This window comes from Corynebacterium sp. HMSC05C01 (assembly GCF_001807155.1).
GTDB classification, from domain to species: Bacteria; Actinomycetota; Actinomycetes; order Mycobacteriales; family Mycobacteriaceae; genus Corynebacterium; species Corynebacterium coyleae.
Genome location: NZ_KV787943.1, coordinates 1 through 18,151 on the forward strand (window position 1 = coordinate 1; position 18,151 = coordinate 18,151).

The 18,151-nt window shown below is 62.5% G+C and carries 18 protein-coding genes and 1 riboswitch; of the genes, 6 read left to right on the forward strand and 12 right to left on the reverse strand.

Annotation, left to right across the window (positions count from 1 at the left end):
- Positions 1-35: 35 nt before the first annotated feature.
- The 8 genes from HMPREF3145_RS02050 to HMPREF3145_RS02085 form a co-directional block, all read right to left on the reverse strand.
- Positions 36-542, reverse strand: coding sequence for a GtrA family protein (locus HMPREF3145_RS02050; protein ID WP_070421660.1), 507 nt, complete (start codon positions 540-542; stop codon positions 36-38).
- An 85-nt stretch (positions 543-627) separates the two neighbouring features.
- Positions 628-1,737 carry a succinyldiaminopimelate transaminase gene (gene dapC, locus HMPREF3145_RS02055; RefSeq protein ID WP_070421607.1) on the reverse strand — a complete coding sequence of 370 codons (1,110 nt, stop codon included), beginning with the start codon at positions 1,735-1,737 and terminating at the stop codon, positions 628-630.
- Positions 1,738-1,740: 3 nt separating this feature from the next.
- A complete protein-coding gene (fdxA, locus tag HMPREF3145_RS02060; protein ID WP_070421608.1) occupies positions 1,741-2,064 on the reverse strand; it encodes a ferredoxin in 324 nt (107 codons plus the stop codon).
- 13 nt (positions 2,065-2,077) lie between these two features.
- Entirely contained in the window at positions 2,078-2,401 is a 324-nt protein-coding gene (locus HMPREF3145_RS02065) for a hypothetical protein (protein WP_210384134.1), read from the reverse strand.
- Positions 2,398-3,273 (reverse strand): N-acetyl-1-D-myo-inositol-2-amino-2-deoxy-alpha-D-glucopyranoside deacetylase, encoded by an 876-nt coding sequence (mshB, locus tag HMPREF3145_RS02070; protein ID WP_070421609.1) that lies wholly within the window; start codon positions 3,271-3,273, stop codon positions 2,398-2,400. Before mshB ends, HMPREF3145_RS02065 begins: the two co-directional genes overlap by 4 nt.
- Positions 3,270-4,892: an ABC transporter family substrate-binding protein gene (locus tag HMPREF3145_RS02075; protein WP_070421610.1), complete on the reverse strand. Its 1,623-nt coding sequence runs from the start codon at positions 4,890-4,892 to the stop codon at positions 3,270-3,272. The genes mshB and HMPREF3145_RS02075 overlap by 4 nt, the downstream gene beginning before the upstream one ends.
- A gap of 10 nt (positions 4,893-4,902) precedes the next feature.
- Positions 4,903-6,819, reverse strand: a complete 1,917-nt coding sequence (typA, locus tag HMPREF3145_RS02080) for a translational GTPase TypA (protein ID WP_070421611.1) — start codon at positions 6,817-6,819, stop codon at positions 4,903-4,905.
- A gap of 74 nt (positions 6,820-6,893) precedes the next feature.
- Positions 6,894-7,220, reverse strand: coding sequence for a hypothetical protein (locus tag HMPREF3145_RS02085; RefSeq protein WP_070421612.1), 327 nt, complete (start codon positions 7,218-7,220; stop codon positions 6,894-6,896).
- A 277-nt stretch (positions 7,221-7,497) separates the two neighbouring features.
- Here HMPREF3145_RS02085 and HMPREF3145_RS02090 point away from each other — a divergent pair, with 277 nt between their 5' ends.
- From HMPREF3145_RS02090 to HMPREF3145_RS02115, 6 genes are all read left to right on the forward strand, one after another.
- The gene (locus HMPREF3145_RS02090; RefSeq protein ID WP_246817466.1) at positions 7,498-8,115 is read left to right on the forward strand and encodes an Rv1157c family protein; all 618 of its coding nucleotides are present in this window, start codon (positions 7,498-7,500) and stop codon (positions 8,113-8,115) included.
- Positions 8,116-8,118: 3 nt separating this feature from the next.
- A complete protein-coding gene (locus tag HMPREF3145_RS02095; protein WP_070421614.1) occupies positions 8,119-8,655 on the forward strand; it encodes a ribonuclease FAU-1 family protein in 537 nt (178 codons plus the stop codon).
- Between the two features lie 388 nt (positions 8,656-9,043).
- A complete protein-coding gene (locus HMPREF3145_RS02100) occupies positions 9,044-10,747 on the forward strand; it encodes an ABC transporter family substrate-binding protein (RefSeq protein ID WP_070421615.1) in 1,704 nt (567 codons plus the stop codon).
- Positions 10,748-10,875: 128 nt separating this feature from the next.
- Positions 10,876-11,859: an ABC transporter permease gene (locus HMPREF3145_RS02105; protein WP_070421616.1), complete on the forward strand. Its 984-nt coding sequence runs from the start codon at positions 10,876-10,878 to the stop codon at positions 11,857-11,859.
- A 103-nt stretch (positions 11,860-11,962) separates the two neighbouring features.
- The gene (locus tag HMPREF3145_RS02110) at positions 11,963-12,952 is read left to right on the forward strand and encodes an ABC transporter permease (RefSeq protein ID WP_101733235.1); all 990 of its coding nucleotides are present in this window, start codon (positions 11,963-11,965) and stop codon (positions 12,950-12,952) included.
- Entirely contained in the window at positions 12,949-14,874 is a 1,926-nt protein-coding gene (locus HMPREF3145_RS02115; RefSeq protein ID WP_070421617.1) for an ABC transporter ATP-binding protein, read from the forward strand. Before HMPREF3145_RS02110 ends, HMPREF3145_RS02115 begins: the two co-directional genes overlap by 4 nt.
- Here HMPREF3145_RS02115 and HMPREF3145_RS02120 read toward each other — a convergent pair.
- The 4 genes from HMPREF3145_RS02120 to HMPREF3145_RS02135 all read right to left on the reverse strand — a co-directional run bounded on the left by HMPREF3145_RS02120 (position 14,864) and on the right by HMPREF3145_RS02135 (position 18,020).
- On the reverse strand, positions 14,864-15,328 hold the full coding sequence (locus HMPREF3145_RS02120) for a nucleoside/nucleotide kinase family protein (RefSeq protein ID WP_070421618.1): 465 nt from the start codon (positions 15,326-15,328) through the stop codon (positions 14,864-14,866). The two genes, HMPREF3145_RS02115 and HMPREF3145_RS02120, sit on opposite strands and share 11 nt — an antisense overlap.
- Positions 15,325-16,086: an energy-coupling factor transporter transmembrane component T family protein gene (locus HMPREF3145_RS02125; RefSeq protein ID WP_070421619.1), complete on the reverse strand. Its 762-nt coding sequence runs from the start codon at positions 16,084-16,086 to the stop codon at positions 15,325-15,327. The genes HMPREF3145_RS02120 and HMPREF3145_RS02125 overlap by 4 nt, the downstream gene beginning before the upstream one ends.
- Positions 16,083-17,417 (reverse strand): ABC transporter ATP-binding protein, encoded by a 1,335-nt coding sequence (locus HMPREF3145_RS02130; RefSeq protein ID WP_070421620.1) that lies wholly within the window; start codon positions 17,415-17,417, stop codon positions 16,083-16,085. The genes HMPREF3145_RS02125 and HMPREF3145_RS02130 overlap by 4 nt, the downstream gene beginning before the upstream one ends.
- Entirely contained in the window at positions 17,418-18,020 is a 603-nt protein-coding gene (locus tag HMPREF3145_RS02135) for an ECF transporter S component (protein ID WP_070421621.1), read from the reverse strand. It abuts the gene before it with no gap.
- A riboswitch (TPP riboswitch) is annotated at positions 18,012-18,115 on the reverse strand. Its footprint overlaps the gene before it by 9 nt.
- Positions 18,116-18,151 lie beyond the last annotated feature (36 nt).

The following is an 18,151-nucleotide window of genomic DNA, read 5'->3' on the forward strand; positions in this document are numbered from 1 at the left end:
GGATAACTCCAACACCAAATTCCACAAACCACTGGTTAGACGGTTTTTGGCGTTTTCGGTTTTCCGAAGGTCCAGACCTTATTGATCACAAAGTTCACCGGCATCGCGATCAGTGTGGAGATGGCTTGGGCCCAGTAGGATTTGGTGCGCAGGCCGGTGGAGTCGTCGAAAAGTGAATCGGAGAGTCCGATGGGGGTCGTCGGGTTCATGAGCAACGTCATGCATGTCAGCGACACCGCGAACGCGAGCGCGCCGGTGGCCAAGAAGGGGAAGAACCCGCGCAGCCAGGAGCGCGCGTGCACCCCACGGAATGTCCAGGAGCGGTTGAGCTGGTAGTTCCACGTGTTGGCCAGGAGGAACGCCAGGGTGGACATGAGGTGGTACCAGCGGATGTTCCAACGGGTGGAGCCGAGTTGCATGAACACGTCGTTGGCGTGCAGATCAAAGCCGTTCTCTAAGGCTTTGTTGGCCAAGTAGAACACGACGAAGTTCACGAGCACGCCGGAGCCGCCGACGATGCCGAAGCGCAAAAATTGCCGCAGCCCGGCAACGAGGCGTACGGCAGTGCTGCCGCTTTCGGGCGCGGTGGCGTGCTGGTCGCCGGCGGCCGGCGACGGATGAGTGGGGTTAGTCAACGGTGTTTCCTAGGCGGGCGACTGCCGCTTCGATGCGCTCGTCGGGTGCGGTGAGCGAGATGCGCACGTGTTGGGCGCCGGCGGGGCCGTAGAAGTCGCCGGGGGCGCCGAGGATGCCGTGGTCGGCGAACCAGTTGAGGAGTTCGCGCGAGTCCATGCCGTCGTGGCGGGCCCAGAGGTAGAGTCCGGCGTCGGAGTCGTCGATAGTAAGACCTGCGTTTTGGAGGCCCTTCATCAACACAGCGCGGCGTGTGGCGTAGGTGGAGCGCTGCATTTGTTCGTGCAGGTCGTCGCCGAGGGCGGCCACCATGGCGGCTTGGATTGGGCCGGGCACGATGAGGCCGGAGTGCTTGCGGATAAGCAGAAGTTCTTGCACTAGGGCTTCGTCGCCGGAGATGGTGCCGGCGCGATACGACGCCAGGTTGGACGTCTTGGACAGCGAGTGCAGGGCGAGCAGGCCAGTGTTGTCGCCGTCGGTGACGGACGGGTGCAGGATGGATACCGGTTCGGCGGACCAGCCGAGGTAGAGGTAGCACTCGTCGGAGGCGATGATTGCGCCGGTTTCGCGGGAGAATTCCACCCAGGCGCGCATCTGCTCGACGCCAAGGACTGCGCCAGTTGGGTTCGACGGTGAGTTGATGAAGACGAAGGCGGCGTCGCGGGGTGCGGCGGCGGGGTCGTCGCAACGAATAACTTCGCAGCCTGCCATCAGCGCGCCGACCTCGTAGGTGGGGTACGCGATCTCGGGGATCACAACTTTCTCGCCGCGCAGGCCCAACAATGTGGGCAGCCACGCGACGGCTTCTTTGAGCCCGATCACGGGCAGCACGGAGCGTTCGGTCAACCCTGCGATGCCGAAGCGGCGGGCGTGGGAGGCCACGATCGTTTCGCGCAATTCCGGCGTACCCGCGGTTTGCGGGTAGCCGGGCGTTGCGGCAGCTTCGGACAGCGCGAGTTGGATGGACGGGGCGACTGGGTCGACGGGGCCGCCGACGGAAAGGTCGATCAGACCGTCCTCATGGGATGCGGCGTGCTTGCGCACGTCGGCGATGGTGTCCCATGGGAAGTCGGGCAGCTGTGATCCGAGTGGGGTGCGTGCCACGGTTTAGTCCTGGTTCTGCGGCGGCAGTGCTGCGACGAAGGGGTGGTCGAAGTCCTGTGGGCCGGTCTTGGCGGCGCCGCCTGGCGAGCCGAGTTCGTCGAAGAAGCCGACGTTGGCGTCGTAGTATTCGCTCCACTCGTCGGGGGTGTCGTCTTCGTAGAAGATGGCTTCGACGGGGCAGGCAGGTTCGCAGGCGCCGCAGTCGACGCATTCGTCGGGGTGGATGTAGAGCATGCGCTTGCCCTCGTAGATGCAGTCAACGGGGCATTCTTCGACGCAGCCGCGGTCCATGACGTCGACGCACGGTTGAGCAATCACGTAAGTCATGGGAAACAGTATGTCACTTCGTCTTGATCAGTGGCCAAACGCCTCCGGCGATTCCGGTGAGAAGGAGTGCGAGGGTCCACCCGGTTGGAGGGAGGATGACCATGGAGGCGAACAGTGCTGCTGCCCAGACGGCAAGCGGAACAATCATGCTTTTCGACGACCACAGCCGCGCCGTCTTCGCCAACACCGCATTAAACACCGCTGCGATGATGACCCAGAACCAGTTCAGGTACGCCACTTCCAGGATGAGCGAGCCGAGGGCGCCGACGCTCAGCCAGGTGATGCCGGCGATGGCTTCCCCGCGTGAAAAATTGTCGCGGATGACGGGTTGGCTCATTTGGGGATTCCGGATAGGACGTGGGTGGCGTCGTCGTGAAGTGGCGTGCCTGCGCCGAGTTGGAAGTGTTCGACGCGTTGGATGGGCTGGGTGATGAGGTTGGACAGGGCGTAGTAGACGACGGGACCTTGGGCGATGGCGGCGTGGGGGTTGACGTCGGTGGTGCGGCCGTCGGCGATCCAGAGTTGGGTGGCGTGGGCACGCATGGCGGCGATTTTGGCGCTGTAGGCGTGGTCGTCAAGGGAGACGGCGATGTCGGAGGTGGCGACTCCGTCGAGTTCGCCGGGTTGGGCAAGGCGCCAGCCGTCGGGGGCGGTCTCGGGCGTAAGCGCTGCGGTTTCTTCGGCGAGGCGCACGGCCCACAGGATGCGCGGGATAGCGACGCGTTCGGCGGCGGTGTGGGTGATTTCGTGGGCGCGGATGTGGTCCGGGTGGCCGTAGCCGCCGTCGGGGCCGTAGGTGATGACAAGGTGGGGGCGCTCGGCGTCGAAGATCGCGGCGAGTTCGGCTACTGCGGCGTCGCCGGAGTTGACAAAAGCGCGCGGGTTGCGGCTTGCGGGCGAGCCGGCCATGCCGGAGTCGCGGAAGCGGCCAGCTCCGCCGAGGAAGGTGCCGCGCGCGCCGATGGCGGCCAACGACTCGCGTAGTTCGCCGATGCGGAAGCCGCCTAGCTGGTCGGCTTCGTCGACGACGAGGTGCTGGTACGGCTCGCCGATAACTTCGCCTTCTTCGCCGAGTGTGCAGGTGACGACGAGGACGTCGGCGCCACGTCGGCTCAGATCGGCGATGACGCCTGCGGTGGTGATGGCTTCGTCGTCAGGGTGGGCGTGGACGGCCACTACCCGGTAGCCGGTGAGGTCGCGCGTTGTCATGGTTTCTCCTTCGGTGTCGGGCCTACTGTATCGGCCAGTTGCCAGCGGGCGGCGTCGCTGATACCCCCGGGCCAGGTGGAGACGCCTGGGATGGCGACGCCACCGGAGGATGCTGCGATGCGTGTTTCGTTGAGGATGGGCACCCACACGGCGTCGCGCTCTTCGGCTTCGGCCACGGCTGCTCGGGCCTCGGTCGCACTCATGGTCCCGTCCAGGATTCGCCCGGCGAGCGCTTCGTTGCCCACGGAGCACAGGCCGGAGAGGTTGCCAGCACGCGAAGTTTTGGACGGACACGCCATGCGGCTGGCAAGCGTGGTCATGGACGTGGAGTTGCGCTGCCACACCACTGCCAGGTCAACTTCCGACGATGGCAGGCTGCGCCCGGCGAGCGTCGTCGCGTCGGTAGAGGTGAGTTTTGCGGGAATGCCGGCGCCGTTGAGGATGTCGACAAGCGTGCGCGCCGCTGCGGCCGCCGCCGGGTCCATCGCATCCGCCCCGACGCGGATGGACACGGTGCGCGCTCGTAGCGCTGCGGTGTCCTTCTCCCCCGGCGTGAACGCATGCTCTGCTACGGCCAGGTTGGTGCTGCGGCCGGCGGCGATGTGGGCGAGCAGGGGGACGTCGATAAGCGATCGCACTTGCTCGCGCATTGCTTGGTCGAGCCCGCTTGTCGCGGAGATGACGACGCCAAGCACGCGTGACGACGACCCCTCGCGCACCTCTACTCCAGGCACCCGGCGAAAGACCTCTTGCGTGGTTTCCTGCGGCGTGACGTCGGCGAACGCGAGCTGGCCGGAGCGCAACTGGTCGGCGGTTTGTGTTGTATCGCGCGCGGCGGTCAGCGTCAAAATGTCCACGCTTGCTGGCTCAGTACCCCAAAACCTGTCGTTTCTATTCAGCACTACCGTGCCGCGGGCCCGGCCGACATCTGCCATGAGGAAACGCCCGGCAGACGCAGGGACCATGTTGCGCAGTGCGAACGGGAAATCGCTGGCGTCAGCGGCGAACAGGTGCGACGGCAGCAGGTAGGCAAAGAGCTCCTCGCGGTTGGCCACGGGGCGCTCAAAGTCCACATCGACGACCTTGCCGCCTTGACCAGAAATGCGGATCGCCTGAATTGCCCGGTAGGCCGCAGGGTTGACGGTGCCGGCGGTGGTCACCATCCCGCGCCACAGGTAGGCAAAGTCGGATCCGGTAATCGGGGTGCCGTCAGACCACTGCGCCTCCGGTGCGATGACGTAGCGCACGGTTTGGGCCGCGGGCGAGGTCGGCAGCGTTGAAACCCCCACCAGCAGGTCCCTGTTCGGGCTCGTGCCCACATATGCGCTAGGCAGGGTGAGGTCTGCGATGGCACGCACCGTCGAGGAATCGTCCGCAATCAGGTGCGGGTTAAAGCCTCCTCGTACAGGGTCGACGCCCACTTGTACCTGGGTGCGGTCGCTGCGGCGCGGGTTGTCGTCGGAAGGTGTCGTCGATACGCCAGATGTCTCGCTTTGGGCGGATTCCGGCTCAACGAGCGGCGGTGGGCCCGGGTTCGCCGAGCACGACGCGACGAGGCAAAGCGCGGAAAGCGCCGCCGCAGCACGGGTGGCTGGGCGGCGCGATCGAGGAGGCTGCATGAAGAACAGGCTAGCTGTTCTTCTGCTTCGCACGGGAGCGGGCACGGCCACGCTCGGTAGCGTTCAGGATGAGCTTGCGCACACGCATCGCCTCAGGGGCAACCTCAACACATTCGTCCTCGTCACAGAACTCGATGGCCTCATCCAGGGAGAGGGTACGGGCCTTCTGCAGCGTGACAGTCGCGTCCGCAGTGGCGGAACGCATATTGGTCAGCTTCTTTTCCTTGGTGATGTTGACGTCCATGTCCTCGTCACGCGAGTTCGCACCAACGACCATGCCTTCGTAGGTCTCGGCACCCGGCTCGACGAAGAAATCGCCGCGGTCTGCAAGCTGCTGCAGGGCGTACGCGGTGACCTGGCCGGAACGGTCGGCGACGAGCGAACCGGTCGGGCGGCCCTTGATCTCGCCGGCCCACGGACGGTGCTCGATCGAGTAGGAGTTGGCAATACCGGCACCACGGGTCTCAGTGAGGAAGGTCGTACGGAAACCGATCAGGCCACGCGACGGGACGTCGAACTCCATGCGGACCCAATCGCCGGAACCCGCGTTGGACATTGCGGTCATCTGACCCTTGCGGTTTGCCATGAGCTGGGTGACAGCACCCTGGTGCTCCGACGGGACGTCGATGATCATGTGGTCGTACGGCTCGTAGGTCTTGCCGTCGATCTCCTTGGTCACTACCTGCGGCTTGCCAACGGTGAGCTCGAAGCCTTCTCGACGCATCGTCTCAATCAGCACGGTCAGCGCCATCTCGCCACGGCCCTGGACCTCCCACGCGTCCGGACGCTCGGTCGGCAGCACCTTGATGGAGACGTTACCGATGAGCTCCTGATCCAGACGAGCCTTGACCATGCGGGCGGTGAGCTTGTCGCCACCGTTACGGCCAGCCATCGGCGAGGTGTTCACGCCGATGGTCATGGAAATTGCCGGATCGTCGATGGCGATGCGCGGCAGCGGCTCGACGTGCTCCGGATCGCACAGCGTGTCACCGATCATGATGTTTTCCGCACCGGAGACAGCGGCAATGTCACCTGCGACAACGTCGCCTTCAGCCGGAACACGGTCGAGGCCCTCGGTGACGAGCAGCTCAGCGATCTTGACGTTCTTAACCTGCTGGTTGCCGTCCTCGTCGTAGTGGACCCATGCGACCTGCTGGCCCTTCTTTACCGAGCCCTTGAACACACGGATCAGGCCGATGCGGCCCAGGAAGGAGGAGGAGTCCAGGTTGGTCACCTGTGCCTGGAACGGAGCGTCGATCTCAGCGGACGGCTCCGGCAGGACGTCGTAAATGACGTCGAACAGCGGCTGTAGGTCCTCGTTGTCCGGCAGGTTGCCGTTGCCTGGGTTTTCCAGGGACGCGCGGCCTGCACGGCCTGAGGTGTACAGCACCGGCAGCTCGAGGAGGTTCTCAGCAGCCTCTGCAGCCTCCGGGTCCTCCAGGCCAGCGCCAAGTTCGAGCAGGAGGTCCTGTGCTTCCTCAACGACTTCGTCGATACGTGCGTCCGGACGGTCAGTCTTGTTCACACAGATGATGACCGGCTTCTTCGCTTCGAGGGCCTTGCCCAGGACGAATCGGGTTTGCGGAAGCGGGCCTTCGGAAGCATCGATCAGCAGCACGACACCATCAACCATGGACAGGCCGCGCTCGACCTCGCCACCGAAGTCGGCGTGGCCCGGGGTATCGATAACGTTGATGACCAGGTCCGCACCGTCCTTGCCTTTACCGGCGCGACGGATGGCGGTGTTCTTGGCCAAAATGGTGATGCCGCGCTCGGACTCGAGCTCGCCGGAGTCCATCACGCGGTCGCCATGCTCGCCGTGGTCGCCGAAGACGCCGGACTGCTCCAGCATGGCGTTGACCAGGGTGGTTTTGCCGTGGTCAACGTGGGCGACGATAGCTACGTTGCGAAATTCAGGGTGCGACACTCAACAGATCCTTTTACATTGTCGGAAATAACGGTTACACGATACTCCCCAGCTAAGTTGAGCGCACCTCTCCGCTACCCCTCCAACGTGGCGCGGAGCTCTGCAAACGCGTCATTGAAGAACTGTTCGGCCGTTCCAGTAGTAATGACAGCCCCTTCCGTCCCTCGCGCGGAGAGCTCGACGGTGGTGGTGCCATCGCCGTTATCTGCGGCATCGATAGCCAGCGGCGCCTGGTAGTCCTTATTCAAATACACACCGATAAGACGGAACTTCAGTGCACTGCCGACGTTGACAGCCAGTTCGCTGGCGGTTTTGTCCTTGACATTGAACTTGTCCAGTCCGGACAGCCGCTGCTCAATCTCTTGCAGTGACAGGTTGGTGGTGAACGTCTGGGCATCCATTGTGATCAGTCCTTTCAGTGTTGGGGACAACGGATCTCACGTTCTCACGGGTCTTAAATGTGCCCGTGCTCACAAGGGTAAACAGATAAAACTGGGAGAACACCGAGAGTTTCTGGACAATTCCCCCTACAAAATCAACGGTTTCCACTTGACGCTGTTACTTATGTGACTAATGTTGCTTGAGTTAATGTCCGTGGCCCCTATGTAATAAAGGACAGCCGTGCGCACTCCCCGATCTTTTGCACGCTCCGCCGTCGCGGCGGTTTGCGCTGCCGGCATGCTGATTGCCGGCGTCGTCGATACGCAAATGGCTCATGCCAAATCATCGAACCCGCTCGATAGCCTTGGCCGCCCCACCCCCGAGACCGCCGCCCGAGTCCACGCGTTCGCGGACCAACCACAGGTGCCGGAACAGGTAGGCAACGCACTTCGCACCGCAGTGAACTTCTTCGCTGGCACCGGCGAGCTCGGCGGACCTCCGCTACCCGAGGACGCCCCCGCCTTCACGCAGTTCGCCTGGCCGACGGTCTCCGGGCACTGCATTGGCAAGGGGCTGCACTCGACCGCGTCCGCAATTGCGGTACCGGGACCGACCAAAACACCAGCGCCAGGCGCAGGCGCGGGACAGACCACGTTTGTATTCACCGCACTGGGCACCCCGGCCGCCGCCAAGGACCAGGGGCTCATGAAGGTGTACTGGGTTAACCTCAACACTTTTCGCACCGGCGTAACACCTTTAGATAACAACGGGATAAACCCAACAGGACCGTCCACCCTGTCCGCCACCGCGAACACAGGCAAGGGCCGCGTCCTCGCAGTCGTCGACGGTGCAGTACGCACCACCGACAAGACCTGCGCATTTGCCCCGACCGCCGCTTCGATCAACGTGAGGTAACCGATGACCGTCGACCTACACCCGGTAAAGCAAGAGACCTTTGACACGTCCGCGAACATCAACACGGACCCAAAGGGATTCCTGCGCGAGGTAGACACGTACCAGGTCACCGACTTTGGCCTCTACATGGCACGCGGGGCGAATCACCCCGAGTTCGGCTACCTAGAAAGCTGGCTGCTGCCGGAACTCGGCCTGCGGGTAAACATCTTCCACTACCGCGAGGGCGCAGAGCGCGATCAGGACTTCTACTTCGACATCGCCGACATTGACGTTGATGGCGATATCTGGCGCACACGCGACCTGTACGTCGACATTGTGTCGCTGACAGGCAACCCGATCGACGTGCTTGATATCGACGAACTCGCAGCCGCGACGTCTGCAGGCTTGATCACTGCCGAGGAGGCAGAGAAGGCCATGGACGTCACCCTCAACGCCGTTGAGGGCATTACTCGGCACGGCGACGATGCCATGCAGTGGCTGCGCGCCCTGGGTATTGAACTGACGTGGGCGGACGAAGTCGAGTTAACTCCTGTGGCATAACACCCCAATTCCCGTACTGCACCCCACCTGCACCCCGCAGGTGGGGTCATTTTATGCGAATAACATTCACGATCCGTGAAGAAGCTGAGAAAGCGTTGCGATGGCTACAGATGCCTATCAGCGTGCAGAAACACCCATTCCTGTCATAGCCCTGTGAGGCAGCGTGCATTTCGCCGTAAATTACTTTTCACAAACACTGTGAACTGCCTAACACTTCATGTAAGTTTTTGTGCAACCTGATTACGTCGTGTTCACCTGAGCTTCAAGTTTTGGTGGGCCCAATCGTGGTGCAGGGGTCGTCGAAATACCCATTTCGTCGTACCGCCCAAACACGGGCAACCGTCGCAAAGTTCTCTGCGTACGGACGATCACTGAAAGGACCCAGACCATGAGCAAACGCCTCCGTGTCGCCGCTCTCGCCGGACTCTCCTCCCTGTCCCTCGTCCTCGCCTCCTGCTCCTCGGATGGCGGAACCGAAGAGACCACCGCAAACCAGGCCGGACAGGACTCCGCGAACTCCAAGGAAGCTGACAACTCGGGCGAGCAGCTCGAAGTCAACGCTGCCGGTGATTACAACCCGCTCGAGCGCGACCAGATCCAGGATGGCGGCGAGCTCACTCTCGCGATTACCGAAATTGCTGAGCAGCAGAACGTGTTCCACGCGAACATGACGTCCTACACGGACACCATCTGGAGCAAGTACAACCCGCAGCTCACGCTTTTCGACGGCGACGGCACCTATCACCCGAACCCGGCTTATCTGACCGACGTGAAGGATGAGACCGTCGACGGCAAGACCGTGGTCACCTACACCATCAACCCGGACGCCGTGTACAACGACGGCACCCCGCTTGACTGGACCGCCTTCGAGAACACCTTCAAGTTCAACAACGGCTCCAACCCGGATGTCCAGGTCAACTCCACCGACGGCTACGAGCTCATCGAGTCCGTCGAGCGCGGCGAGGACGACAAGCAGGCCGTGGTCACCTTCAAGCAGGCATACCCGTGGTGGGAGGGCCTCTTCGGCACCCTCGTGCCGCCGCAGGTCAAGGACGCGGACACGTTCATGAACGCTTACCTGAAGAAGGTCAACCCGGAGTGGGGCGCTGGCCCGTTCAAGGTTGAGAACGTTGACTTCGAAGGCGGCACCGCCTCCTTCGTCCCGAACGAGAACTGGTGGGGCGAGAAGCCGAAGCTGGACAAGATCACCTACCGCCAGATGGAAGACCAGGCATCCCTGAACGCCTTCCGCGCAGGCGAGATCGACGCAACCGGCGTTTCTTCCCGTGACCGTCTGGCAACGGCGAAGGAGATGGGCGACTCCATCGAGATCCGCACCGCCCTGAACCCGGCGAACTACCTGATGACGATCAACTCCACCGCCCCGGGCCTGGACGACATCAAGGTCCGCGAGGCCATCATGCGCGGTGTTGACCGCGAGCAGCTCGCCGCGATCCGCTTCCAGGGCCTCGGCTACACCGAGGATCTGCCAGGTTCGTTCAACCTGTACCAGACCCAGCCGGGCTACGAGGACAACTTCGGCGAGGTCATCCAGTACGACCCGGAGAAGGCCAAGGAGCTGCTCAAGGAAGCAGGCTACGACGAGTCCAACCCGCTGTCCGTGCGCTACGTCACCCTGGGTGACTCCCCGATGATCCAGGCGACCACCACTGCCCTGCAGGCAATGCTGCGCAACATTGGCATCGACGTCCAGGTTGAGGAGCGTCCGAGCTCTGACTTCTCCAAGGTCGTCTCCGAGCGCGACTTCGACCTGTTCATGTCCGGCTTCCGCTCCTCCGACCCGTTCGGTGTGGCGTACTTCGGCCAGATCTACAAGTCCGATTCCGAGCTGAACAAGTCCGGCACCGGCACCCCGGAGATGGACAAGAAGATTGAGGAACTGCAGCAGCTCCCGGATGCTGACGAGCAGATCAAGCGCGCAAACGAGCTTGAGAAGGAAGCCCTGGCTCAGTACGGCATCATGCCGTACGCCAACGGCCCGGCCATCGTCGCCGTGAAGAAGGGCCTGGCAAACTTCGGTGCTAACTCCTTCGCGATCCTCCCGATCGAGAACGTGGGCTGGGCGAAGTAACCGTAACGGTTCGACGCACGTGAAATCCACGAACTGAGTGCGAGCCCGCCCAGCATTCCCACGCTGGGCGGGCTTCCAATCTTTCTCAATAACTCCCCCGTCCGCCCACCACGGAACTGAGAGACACTATGTTTCGATACCTGATCCGGAAGACGCTGAGCTGGGGCTTGATTGTTTTTCTTGCCACCAACCTCACGTTTTTTCTCGCCAGCTTTTTCCTCGATCCCCGCGCCAACTACTTTGGCCGCCGACCACCTCTGCCAGAAGAGCAGATCGATGCACTGCTCGATCCGTTGAACTTGAACCCAAACACACCAATCTTCGAGCGTTGGTGGACGTGGCTTACTGGCGTCCTGACTCGTTGGGACTGGGGTAAATCCCCGATCGGCGACTCCGTCAATGAACAAGTCTCCTACCGCATCTGGGTCTCCGCGCAGCTGACCCTGTTTGCCACCCTGCTGTCGATCCTCCTCGGAGTCGCCCTCGGTGTGTACACTGCGTCGCGCCAGTACAAGCGCGCCGACCGCATGTGGCAGGGCATCTCGATCATCACGATGAACATTCACGTGGTCGTCGCCTCGATCGCCGTGGTGTGGTTCGGTCTGAAGGTCAACGAGTGGACCGGCAAGCGCGTCTTCTACGTCACCGGTGCTTCCAACCCTGGCGTTGAAGGGTTCTTCCCGAAGATGGTCGACTACGCCCAACACCTCGTGCTCCCCACCTTGTCACTGTTGATCATTTCGTATGCGGGCTATCACTTCATGCAGAGAACACTGCTGTTGGATAACTTGAACGCCGATTACGTCCGCACCGCCCGCGCGAAGGGCCTAACCAAGGCGCAAGCAGTGCGCAAACACGCGCTGCGAACCTCGCTAATTCCGGTTGCTACCTCGGTGGCGTTCTCGGTGCCCGGCATCTTCACCGGTGCCGTGATGACGGAGCGCATCTTCGCGTGGCAAGGCATGGGCCAGTACTTCATCCAAACGATTGCGCGTAACGACGTCCACGGTGTCGTCGTTGTGGCCGCATTCGGTGCCGCAATGACCGCAGTGTCCGCTATCTTGGCCGACCTCATCGTTGTTGCCCTCGACCCGCGCGTGCGCGTGAGCTAAGGAGATCACAGCCATGACAAACAAGCCACCACGCGGTACATCCCGCAAGCTCAGTGACCCCCGCGCCCACGCCACCTCGAGCGAGCTGGCGCTGCACGCCGCAATGCCGGTCAACGACATGACCGCCATCTCTGAGACCGGCCGCCAGGCCGACGGCGTGATGAGTAAAGACAAGAACACGCCGCCAATCCTGCCGAAGCAGGGCGATAGCATCGAAGATCAGCAGACGATGCGCGCAACGCGTAAGTCGAAGATTTACCTGCGCCGCTTCATGCGTAACAAGGCCGCGGTTGTCGGCCTGGTGATTTTCTTCCTGATGGTACTGCTCGCGCTCTTTGGCAAGTTCATGACGCCGTGGAGCTACGACGACCCGGACTTCATGAACCTGTCCGTCGCGCCCTCCGCTGAACACTGGTTTGGCACTACTGACTCCGGCAACGACCTGTTTGCACAGGTGGTGCACGGCCTCGGTCGCTCGCTGTCGATCGCTGTGCCGGCATCGATTGCCACGACGGTGATCTCCGCGATTGTCGGTGCAGGTGCTGCCCTGTTTGGCGGAAGCTTGGAGAAGATTGTGCTGGCAGTGATCCACTTCCTGCTGGCTGTGCCGACGTTCCTCATCATCGCCCTGCTGGTATCCGGCTCGGGCGGCGACTGGAAGGTGCTCACCGTCGTGCTCATCGCGTTTGGCTGGATGTACTCAGCACGTGTGATTTGGTCCTTGTCGTTGTCCATCCGCGAAAACGACTATGTGCGTGCCGCCAAGTTCATGGGCGTGTCCAACTCCAAGACAATCGTGCGCCACATCATCCCGAACGTCGCGTCGCTGCTGATTATCCAGCTGATGTTGGGCATCGTGTCCACGATCATGTCTGAGACCGCCCTGTCGTTCTTGGGCCTCGGTGTGAAGCTTCCGGACGTGTCCCTGGGTACGTTGTTGCAGTCTGGTACCGCAACCCTGGTGACCGCTCCGTGGCAGTTCTACTTCCCTGCCCTCGTCCTGACCTTGCTCACCGTGTCCATGGCGTTCATCGCCGATGGTCTGCGTGACGCACTCGACCCGAACTCGAACTCTGGAGGTTCTGCAGCATGACAACCAGCATCAACAACTCGGGTTCCCCGGTGCTTTCGGTACGCGACCTCAACGTGTCGTTCCCGTCGGAGGCCGGCGTGGTCCGCGCGGTGCGAGGCGTGGATTTCGATCTCCTCCCAGGCCGTACCCTCGGCATCGTGGGCGAGTCAGGTTCCGGCAAGTCCGTCACCTCTCTCGCTGTCATGGGCCTGTTGCCGGATTACGCCAAGGTCACCGGTTCTGTGAAGTTTGAGGGCGAGGAGCTCCTGGGCAAGTCGGATGCCGCAATGTCGAAGATTCGTGGCAACGGCATCGGCATGATCTTCCAGGATCCGCTGTCCGCTCTGACCCCGGTGTACGACATCGGCACGCAGTTGGTGGAAGCCATCCAGGCGCACACGAACATCTCTAAGTCGAAGGCGATGGACCGTGCCGCGGAGTTGCTCGACCTGGTGGGTATCCCCGAGCCGAAGAAGCGCCTGCGTTCCTTCCCGCACGAGTTCTCGGGCGGTATGCGTCAGCGTGTGGTGATCGCAATCGCAATTGCGAATAACCCGAAGGTGCTTATTGCCGACGAACCCACCACAGCCCTCGACGTAACCATCCAGGCTCAGATTCTGGAAGTGATCAAGAAGGCGCAGCGTGAGACCGGCGCTGCCTGCATCATGATTACCCACGACATGGGTGTGGTCGCAGGCACCGCCGATGACGTGCTGGTGATGTACGGCGGCCGACCGGTGGAACGCGCCGAGGTCCACCAGCTTTTCGGCAACCCGAAGATGCCGTACTCAGTGGGTCTGCTGGGTTCCACTCCACGTGTGGATCAGCCATCGAACGAGCCGCTAACGTTTATCGACGGCAACCCGCCGATGCTCATCGACGTCGCCGACCGCTGCCAGTTCGCACCACGCTGCCCCATCGCCACCGAGGCCTGCCTGACGCAGGAGCCGCCGCTGGTGCCGAACAAGGGCGACGAAAACCACTTGGTCGCTTGTGTGCGCCACGACGAGATTGAAAACGGCACCCTCAACGGCAAGCCGCTGTTCCCCGCCCCTGTGCTGCCGGAGAACAAGTTCGCCGGCATCCCGCGCGAGGAGCGCGAAGTCACCCTCGAGGTAGAGAACCTTTACCGTGCGTTCCCACTGACCAAGGGCGCGCTGGTGAAGCGCCGCATCGGCACCGTGGAGGCTGTGAAGAACATCTCCTTCGATGTTCGCGCCGGCGAGTGCATGGCCATTGTGGGTGAGTCCGGTTCCGGTAAGACCACGACCCTGCTAGAGATCATGGGCCTGGATCCACAGGGTGATTCCCGCATCGTGATCTGTGGCAAGGACGCGGCGAAGATGAGTGCGTCGGATCGTCGTCAGGCACGCCGCAATATTCAGATGGTGTTCCAGGATCCGATGAGCTCGCTGAACCCGCGTATGACGGTCAAGGAGATCATCCAAGAGCCGTTGGATGCGTTGGGCTACGAGGGCGACAAGGATGCCCGTATCTCCGAGCTCATGCGCACGGTGGGTCTGGATGAGAAGCAGTTGGACCGCTTCCCTGGCCACTTCTCTGGTGGTCAGCGTCAGCGCATCGGCTTGGCGCGTGCGTTGGCCACGAACCCTGCGGTGATCGTGCTCGACGAGCCGGTATCGGCCCTCGACGTGTCCATCCAGGCCGGCGTGATCAACCTGCTGGATTCGCTCAAGCGCAAGCTTGGCTTGTCCTACCTGTTCGTCGCACACGATCTGTCGGTGGTGCGCCACCTGTCGGATCGTGTGGCCGTGATGTACAAGGGCGACTTTGTGGAGTTCGGCGAGACCGACGACGTCTTCGACAACCCGCAGCACCCGTACACGAAGGCGCTGCTGTCGGCGATTCCGATCCCCGATCCGGATGCGGAGCGCTCCCGCGTGCGTACGGTGTACAAGCCGGCGGAGGAGGCTATCTCCTAACCGTCACATCGACGGGCAGCGTCGGAAGTCGTGCTTCCTGCGCTGCCCACATCCCCCACCAGGGGGCGTAGCCCGGGTCCCTGCGCAGGGCCCGGGTTTTTCGCATCTTTAGGTCGGCGGTCACGCGGATGGTGTTGACGGTTCCACGCGCCCGGGCGGCGCGTATCGACGACTCCGTGACCGCCCCAACACCTTCCACCACAAGATCCTCTGCGGGGTCGAGCGGCACCCACTCGGCGCGCTCGTGGTTGATCCAGTCCCAGCGCCAAAACCCTGGCCTGGCAGGGTGCAGCACATCGCGGGCGACCATCGCAGCACCTGCTTCGAGGCCGTACCAACCGGGGTAAAAATCGTCGAGGTGCACCACCCGGATACCGAGCGCGTCGCCGATCTGGTTGGCCAGGGTGGTCTTGCCGGAGCCAGATGGGCCATCGATGAGCAGGGTGTATGTCATCGCACTGACCACACTGGGCGCAGGTCGCCTGTGAGCCACGCGATGCCAAGTGCGACAAGTGCCATGCCAAGGCACACAACCATGACGCCCCAGTCGCGGCTGCGCAGTTTGGATTCTCGGGCCCAGGAGCGCTTCGTCGGTCCACCGAAGCCACGGGCCTCCATTGCGGTGGCGAGTTTTCCGGCACGGCGCAGCGACATCACCAGCAGCCCGAATGACAAGGTGAACCAGTATTTGATCTTGCCTTGGTCAGCGATGCCGCGGGCGCGGCGCGATCGGCGCATGGCGTCGAGGTCGTCGCGAAGCAGTGTGAGCATACGAAGCGCCGCGACCGTGCCGATGACAAAGCGTTCGGGGAGACGAAGGACTTGGGAGAGGCCGTCGCCAAGGTCAGTCGGGTCGACATCGGCGGATAGCAGCACCACCGGCAGCGCGATGGCGAGCACGCGCAACACCATCGCACCAGCGAGAGACACGGAGAGTTCCGTGACGTGAATCAAACCCCAGTTCAGGTAGGTCTCCCCGCCCGCCTGTCCGTAGAGCGCCATCGGGATACCGGCCAGGGGCGCGACGATGAGGATCGGCAATGCGCGTTTGAAAAAGCGTCCGTAGCCAAGCCCGCATAGCGGCACCATGAGCAGCGTGAACGCGAGCACCACGGTGGCGGAAACCCAGTCCACGGTGAACATCAACGGGGTTGTCAGTAGCGCCAGGCCAAGGATCCGGGTCACGGGGTTGATGTTTGCCAGCAGGTTCATGGCTGACCCTCCCCTGCCGTGATGTGTTCGGTGTGGTCTCCAAGCGATGCGATAAACGCTTCGTCGTGGGTAATCGAGATGACCGTGACGCCCTTGTCCGTGAGTTCGCGGATCAGGCCGACGAGTTCGACGAAGGTGCGATCGTCCTGGCCGAAGGTCGGCTCGTCCAAAATAAGCAACTTCGGAGCGTTGACCAGCGCGGTTGCCACCGAAAGTCGGCGTTTCTCCCCGCCAGAGAGTGTGAACGGGTTGGCGTCGACGAGGTGGGTCAGGCGCAAACGCTGCAGCAGATCATCGATGCGTTCCTGCGGCGCACCAGACAGCGCCATTTCCTCGCGCACGGTGGCAGTGACAAATTGGTGTTCCGGTTCCTGGAAGACGTACCCGATGCGTTGCGCCAGATCTGCCGAGGACCAGTCAATCGACGGCTTGGCTAGCCCCTGGCGGATAGTTTCCGAGTACTCCACCCGCCCTTGCTTCGGCGGTGTTAGCCCGGCAAGTACCTGCACGAGCGTAGTTTTTCCCGAGCCGTTTTCACCGGTGACCACAGTGGAGAACCCCTCAGGCGCAAGCACCGTGCGCGGCGGGCCGAAGCGGGTGAGCAAGTTCTGCGTCGCAACCGCAGCCGGCGTGCCAGCGGGAACCTGCTTCGCCGGCGGCAACGAAGGCACCTGCGGTAGCTCTTCTTCGGTAATGCGGCGAAAACCGTCCGCATCCAAGCGGTAGTAGGTGTCCACCACGTGCGACCAGTGCTTGGGGCGGTGCTCCACCACAATCAGGGTCGCGCCGGTGCGTGTGCAGACGCGGTCGACAGCGTTGATGACCTCGTCGCGGCCACGCGGGTCGAGGTTCGCCGTCGGCTCGTCGAGCACCAAAATATCGGCTCCCATGGCCAACACTCCGGCCAGTGCAAGGCGTTGCTTCTGTCCACCGGACAGGCGTGATGTGGGGTGATCGAGCGGCAGGTCCAAGCCGACGGCGCCCAGCGAAGCCTCAACGCGACGCCAAATCTCATCGCGCGGCACGCCAAGATTTTCGGCGCCGAACGCGACATCGTCGCCCACGCGCGACAGGATTGTTTGCGCCTCCGGGTCCTGCAGCACCATGCCTACTGTGCCGTTGACCTCGAGGGTGCCGGTTTTGCTGCCGTCCTCGGAGTCGTCGATAAGTTTCGCGATGACCGCGAGCAACGTGGACTTGCCGGAACCAGAGTCGCCGGAGATGAGGATGCGCTCGCCGCGCTCGACGTCGAGATCAACGCCAGTAAACGCAGGCTGGGGACGCGTGGCGTGCTGGTACGTCAACCCTCGAGCACGAATCGCCAGCGTCATTTACGCAGCCTGGTTGAAACGCTCACGACCTGCGCCGAAGCGGTCCAGCGCACCGGTCTTCGCGAGTGCCTTGACCAGGTAGTGGCACAGCACGCCGCCAAGGATCGCACCAGAGATGACCATGCAGGTCAGGTAGATGATGTTGAACTGCAGGCTCATCGCCAGGTTCGCCGACAGGAACAGCTCGAGGATGAACGCGCCGACAGCGGAGCCGATACCGGCCAAGATTGCCACCGTCAGATCGAAGCGACGGTACGCGAACAGCAGGAAGATCAGCCCTGCGCCAAGGCCCTGTGCAAGGCCCGAGTAGAGCGTCTCAATGCCCCACTGGCTGCCGATCAACGCTGAAACCGACGCCGCGATGACCTCGACGAACACGGCTGCGCCAGGCTTGCGGATGATCAGCCCGCCAAGCACTCCGCCGGTGAACCAGATACCGGTGACCAGGCCACCGAGGCCCGGCGTCAACGTATCCAGCGCCTTAAACCCTGCGTAGCCAACGCTGTTCCACACCCAAAACAGCAGACCACACGCCACACCGAGGACGGCGGCGGTGACAATATCGATTACACGCCAAGAATTGTTCTTAACAGGCACAGTCATGTGCTTTCCTTCCTATCGCCGGCATTACCCGGATCAGGTTCAACGGTCCGCCCAAAGGCATCTCAGCTGCGAACGCAGCACCCGTGTGTGTTCAGTTCTCGGAGGCGATGCTACAACACGCCCCAGACATG

Excerpts from the sequence above, each read along its gene's own strand:
- HMPREF3145_RS02075 (WP_070421610.1), bottom strand. The coding sequence starts at position 4,892 with ATGCAGCCTCCTCGATCGCGCCGCCCAGCCACCCGTGCTGCGGCGGCG.
- mshB (WP_070421609.1), bottom strand. The coding sequence starts at position 3,273 with ATGACAACGCGCGACCTCACCGGCTACCGGGTAGTGGCCGTCCACGCC.
- HMPREF3145_RS02135 (WP_070421621.1), bottom strand. The coding sequence starts at position 18,020 with ATGACTGTGCCTGTTAAGAACAATTCTTGGCGTGTAATCGATATTGTC.
- HMPREF3145_RS02090 (WP_246817466.1), top strand. The coding sequence starts at position 7,498 with ATGCTGATTGCCGGCGTCGTCGATACGCAAATGGCTCATGCCAAATCA.
- HMPREF3145_RS02110 (WP_101733235.1), top strand. The coding sequence starts at position 11,963 with ATGCCGGTCAACGACATGACCGCCATCTCTGAGACCGGCCGCCAGGCC.
- HMPREF3145_RS02065 (WP_210384134.1), bottom strand. The coding sequence starts at position 2,401 with ATGAGCCAACCCGTCATCCGCGACAATTTTTCACGCGGGGAAGCCATC.
- HMPREF3145_RS02115 (WP_070421617.1), top strand. The coding sequence starts at position 12,949 with ATGACAACCAGCATCAACAACTCGGGTTCCCCGGTGCTTTCGGTACGC.
- HMPREF3145_RS02130 (WP_070421620.1), bottom strand. The coding sequence starts at position 17,417 with ATGACGCTGGCGATTCGTGCTCGAGGGTTGACGTACCAGCACGCCACG.
- HMPREF3145_RS02095 (WP_070421614.1), top strand. The coding sequence starts at position 8,119 with ATGACCGTCGACCTACACCCGGTAAAGCAAGAGACCTTTGACACGTCC.
- HMPREF3145_RS02100 (WP_070421615.1), top strand. The coding sequence starts at position 9,044 with ATGAGCAAACGCCTCCGTGTCGCCGCTCTCGCCGGACTCTCCTCCCTG.
- HMPREF3145_RS02125 (WP_070421619.1), bottom strand. The coding sequence starts at position 16,086 with ATGAACCTGCTGGCAAACATCAACCCCGTGACCCGGATCCTTGGCCTG.
- HMPREF3145_RS02085 (WP_070421612.1), bottom strand. The coding sequence starts at position 7,220 with ATGGATGCCCAGACGTTCACCACCAACCTGTCACTGCAAGAGATTGAG.
- HMPREF3145_RS02120 (WP_070421618.1), bottom strand. The coding sequence starts at position 15,328 with ATGACATACACCCTGCTCATCGATGGCCCATCTGGCTCCGGCAAGACC.
- fdxA (WP_070421608.1), bottom strand. The coding sequence starts at position 2,064 with ATGACTTACGTGATTGCTCAACCGTGCGTCGACGTCATGGACCGCGGC.
- HMPREF3145_RS02105 (WP_070421616.1), top strand. The coding sequence starts at position 10,876 with ATGTTTCGATACCTGATCCGGAAGACGCTGAGCTGGGGCTTGATTGTT.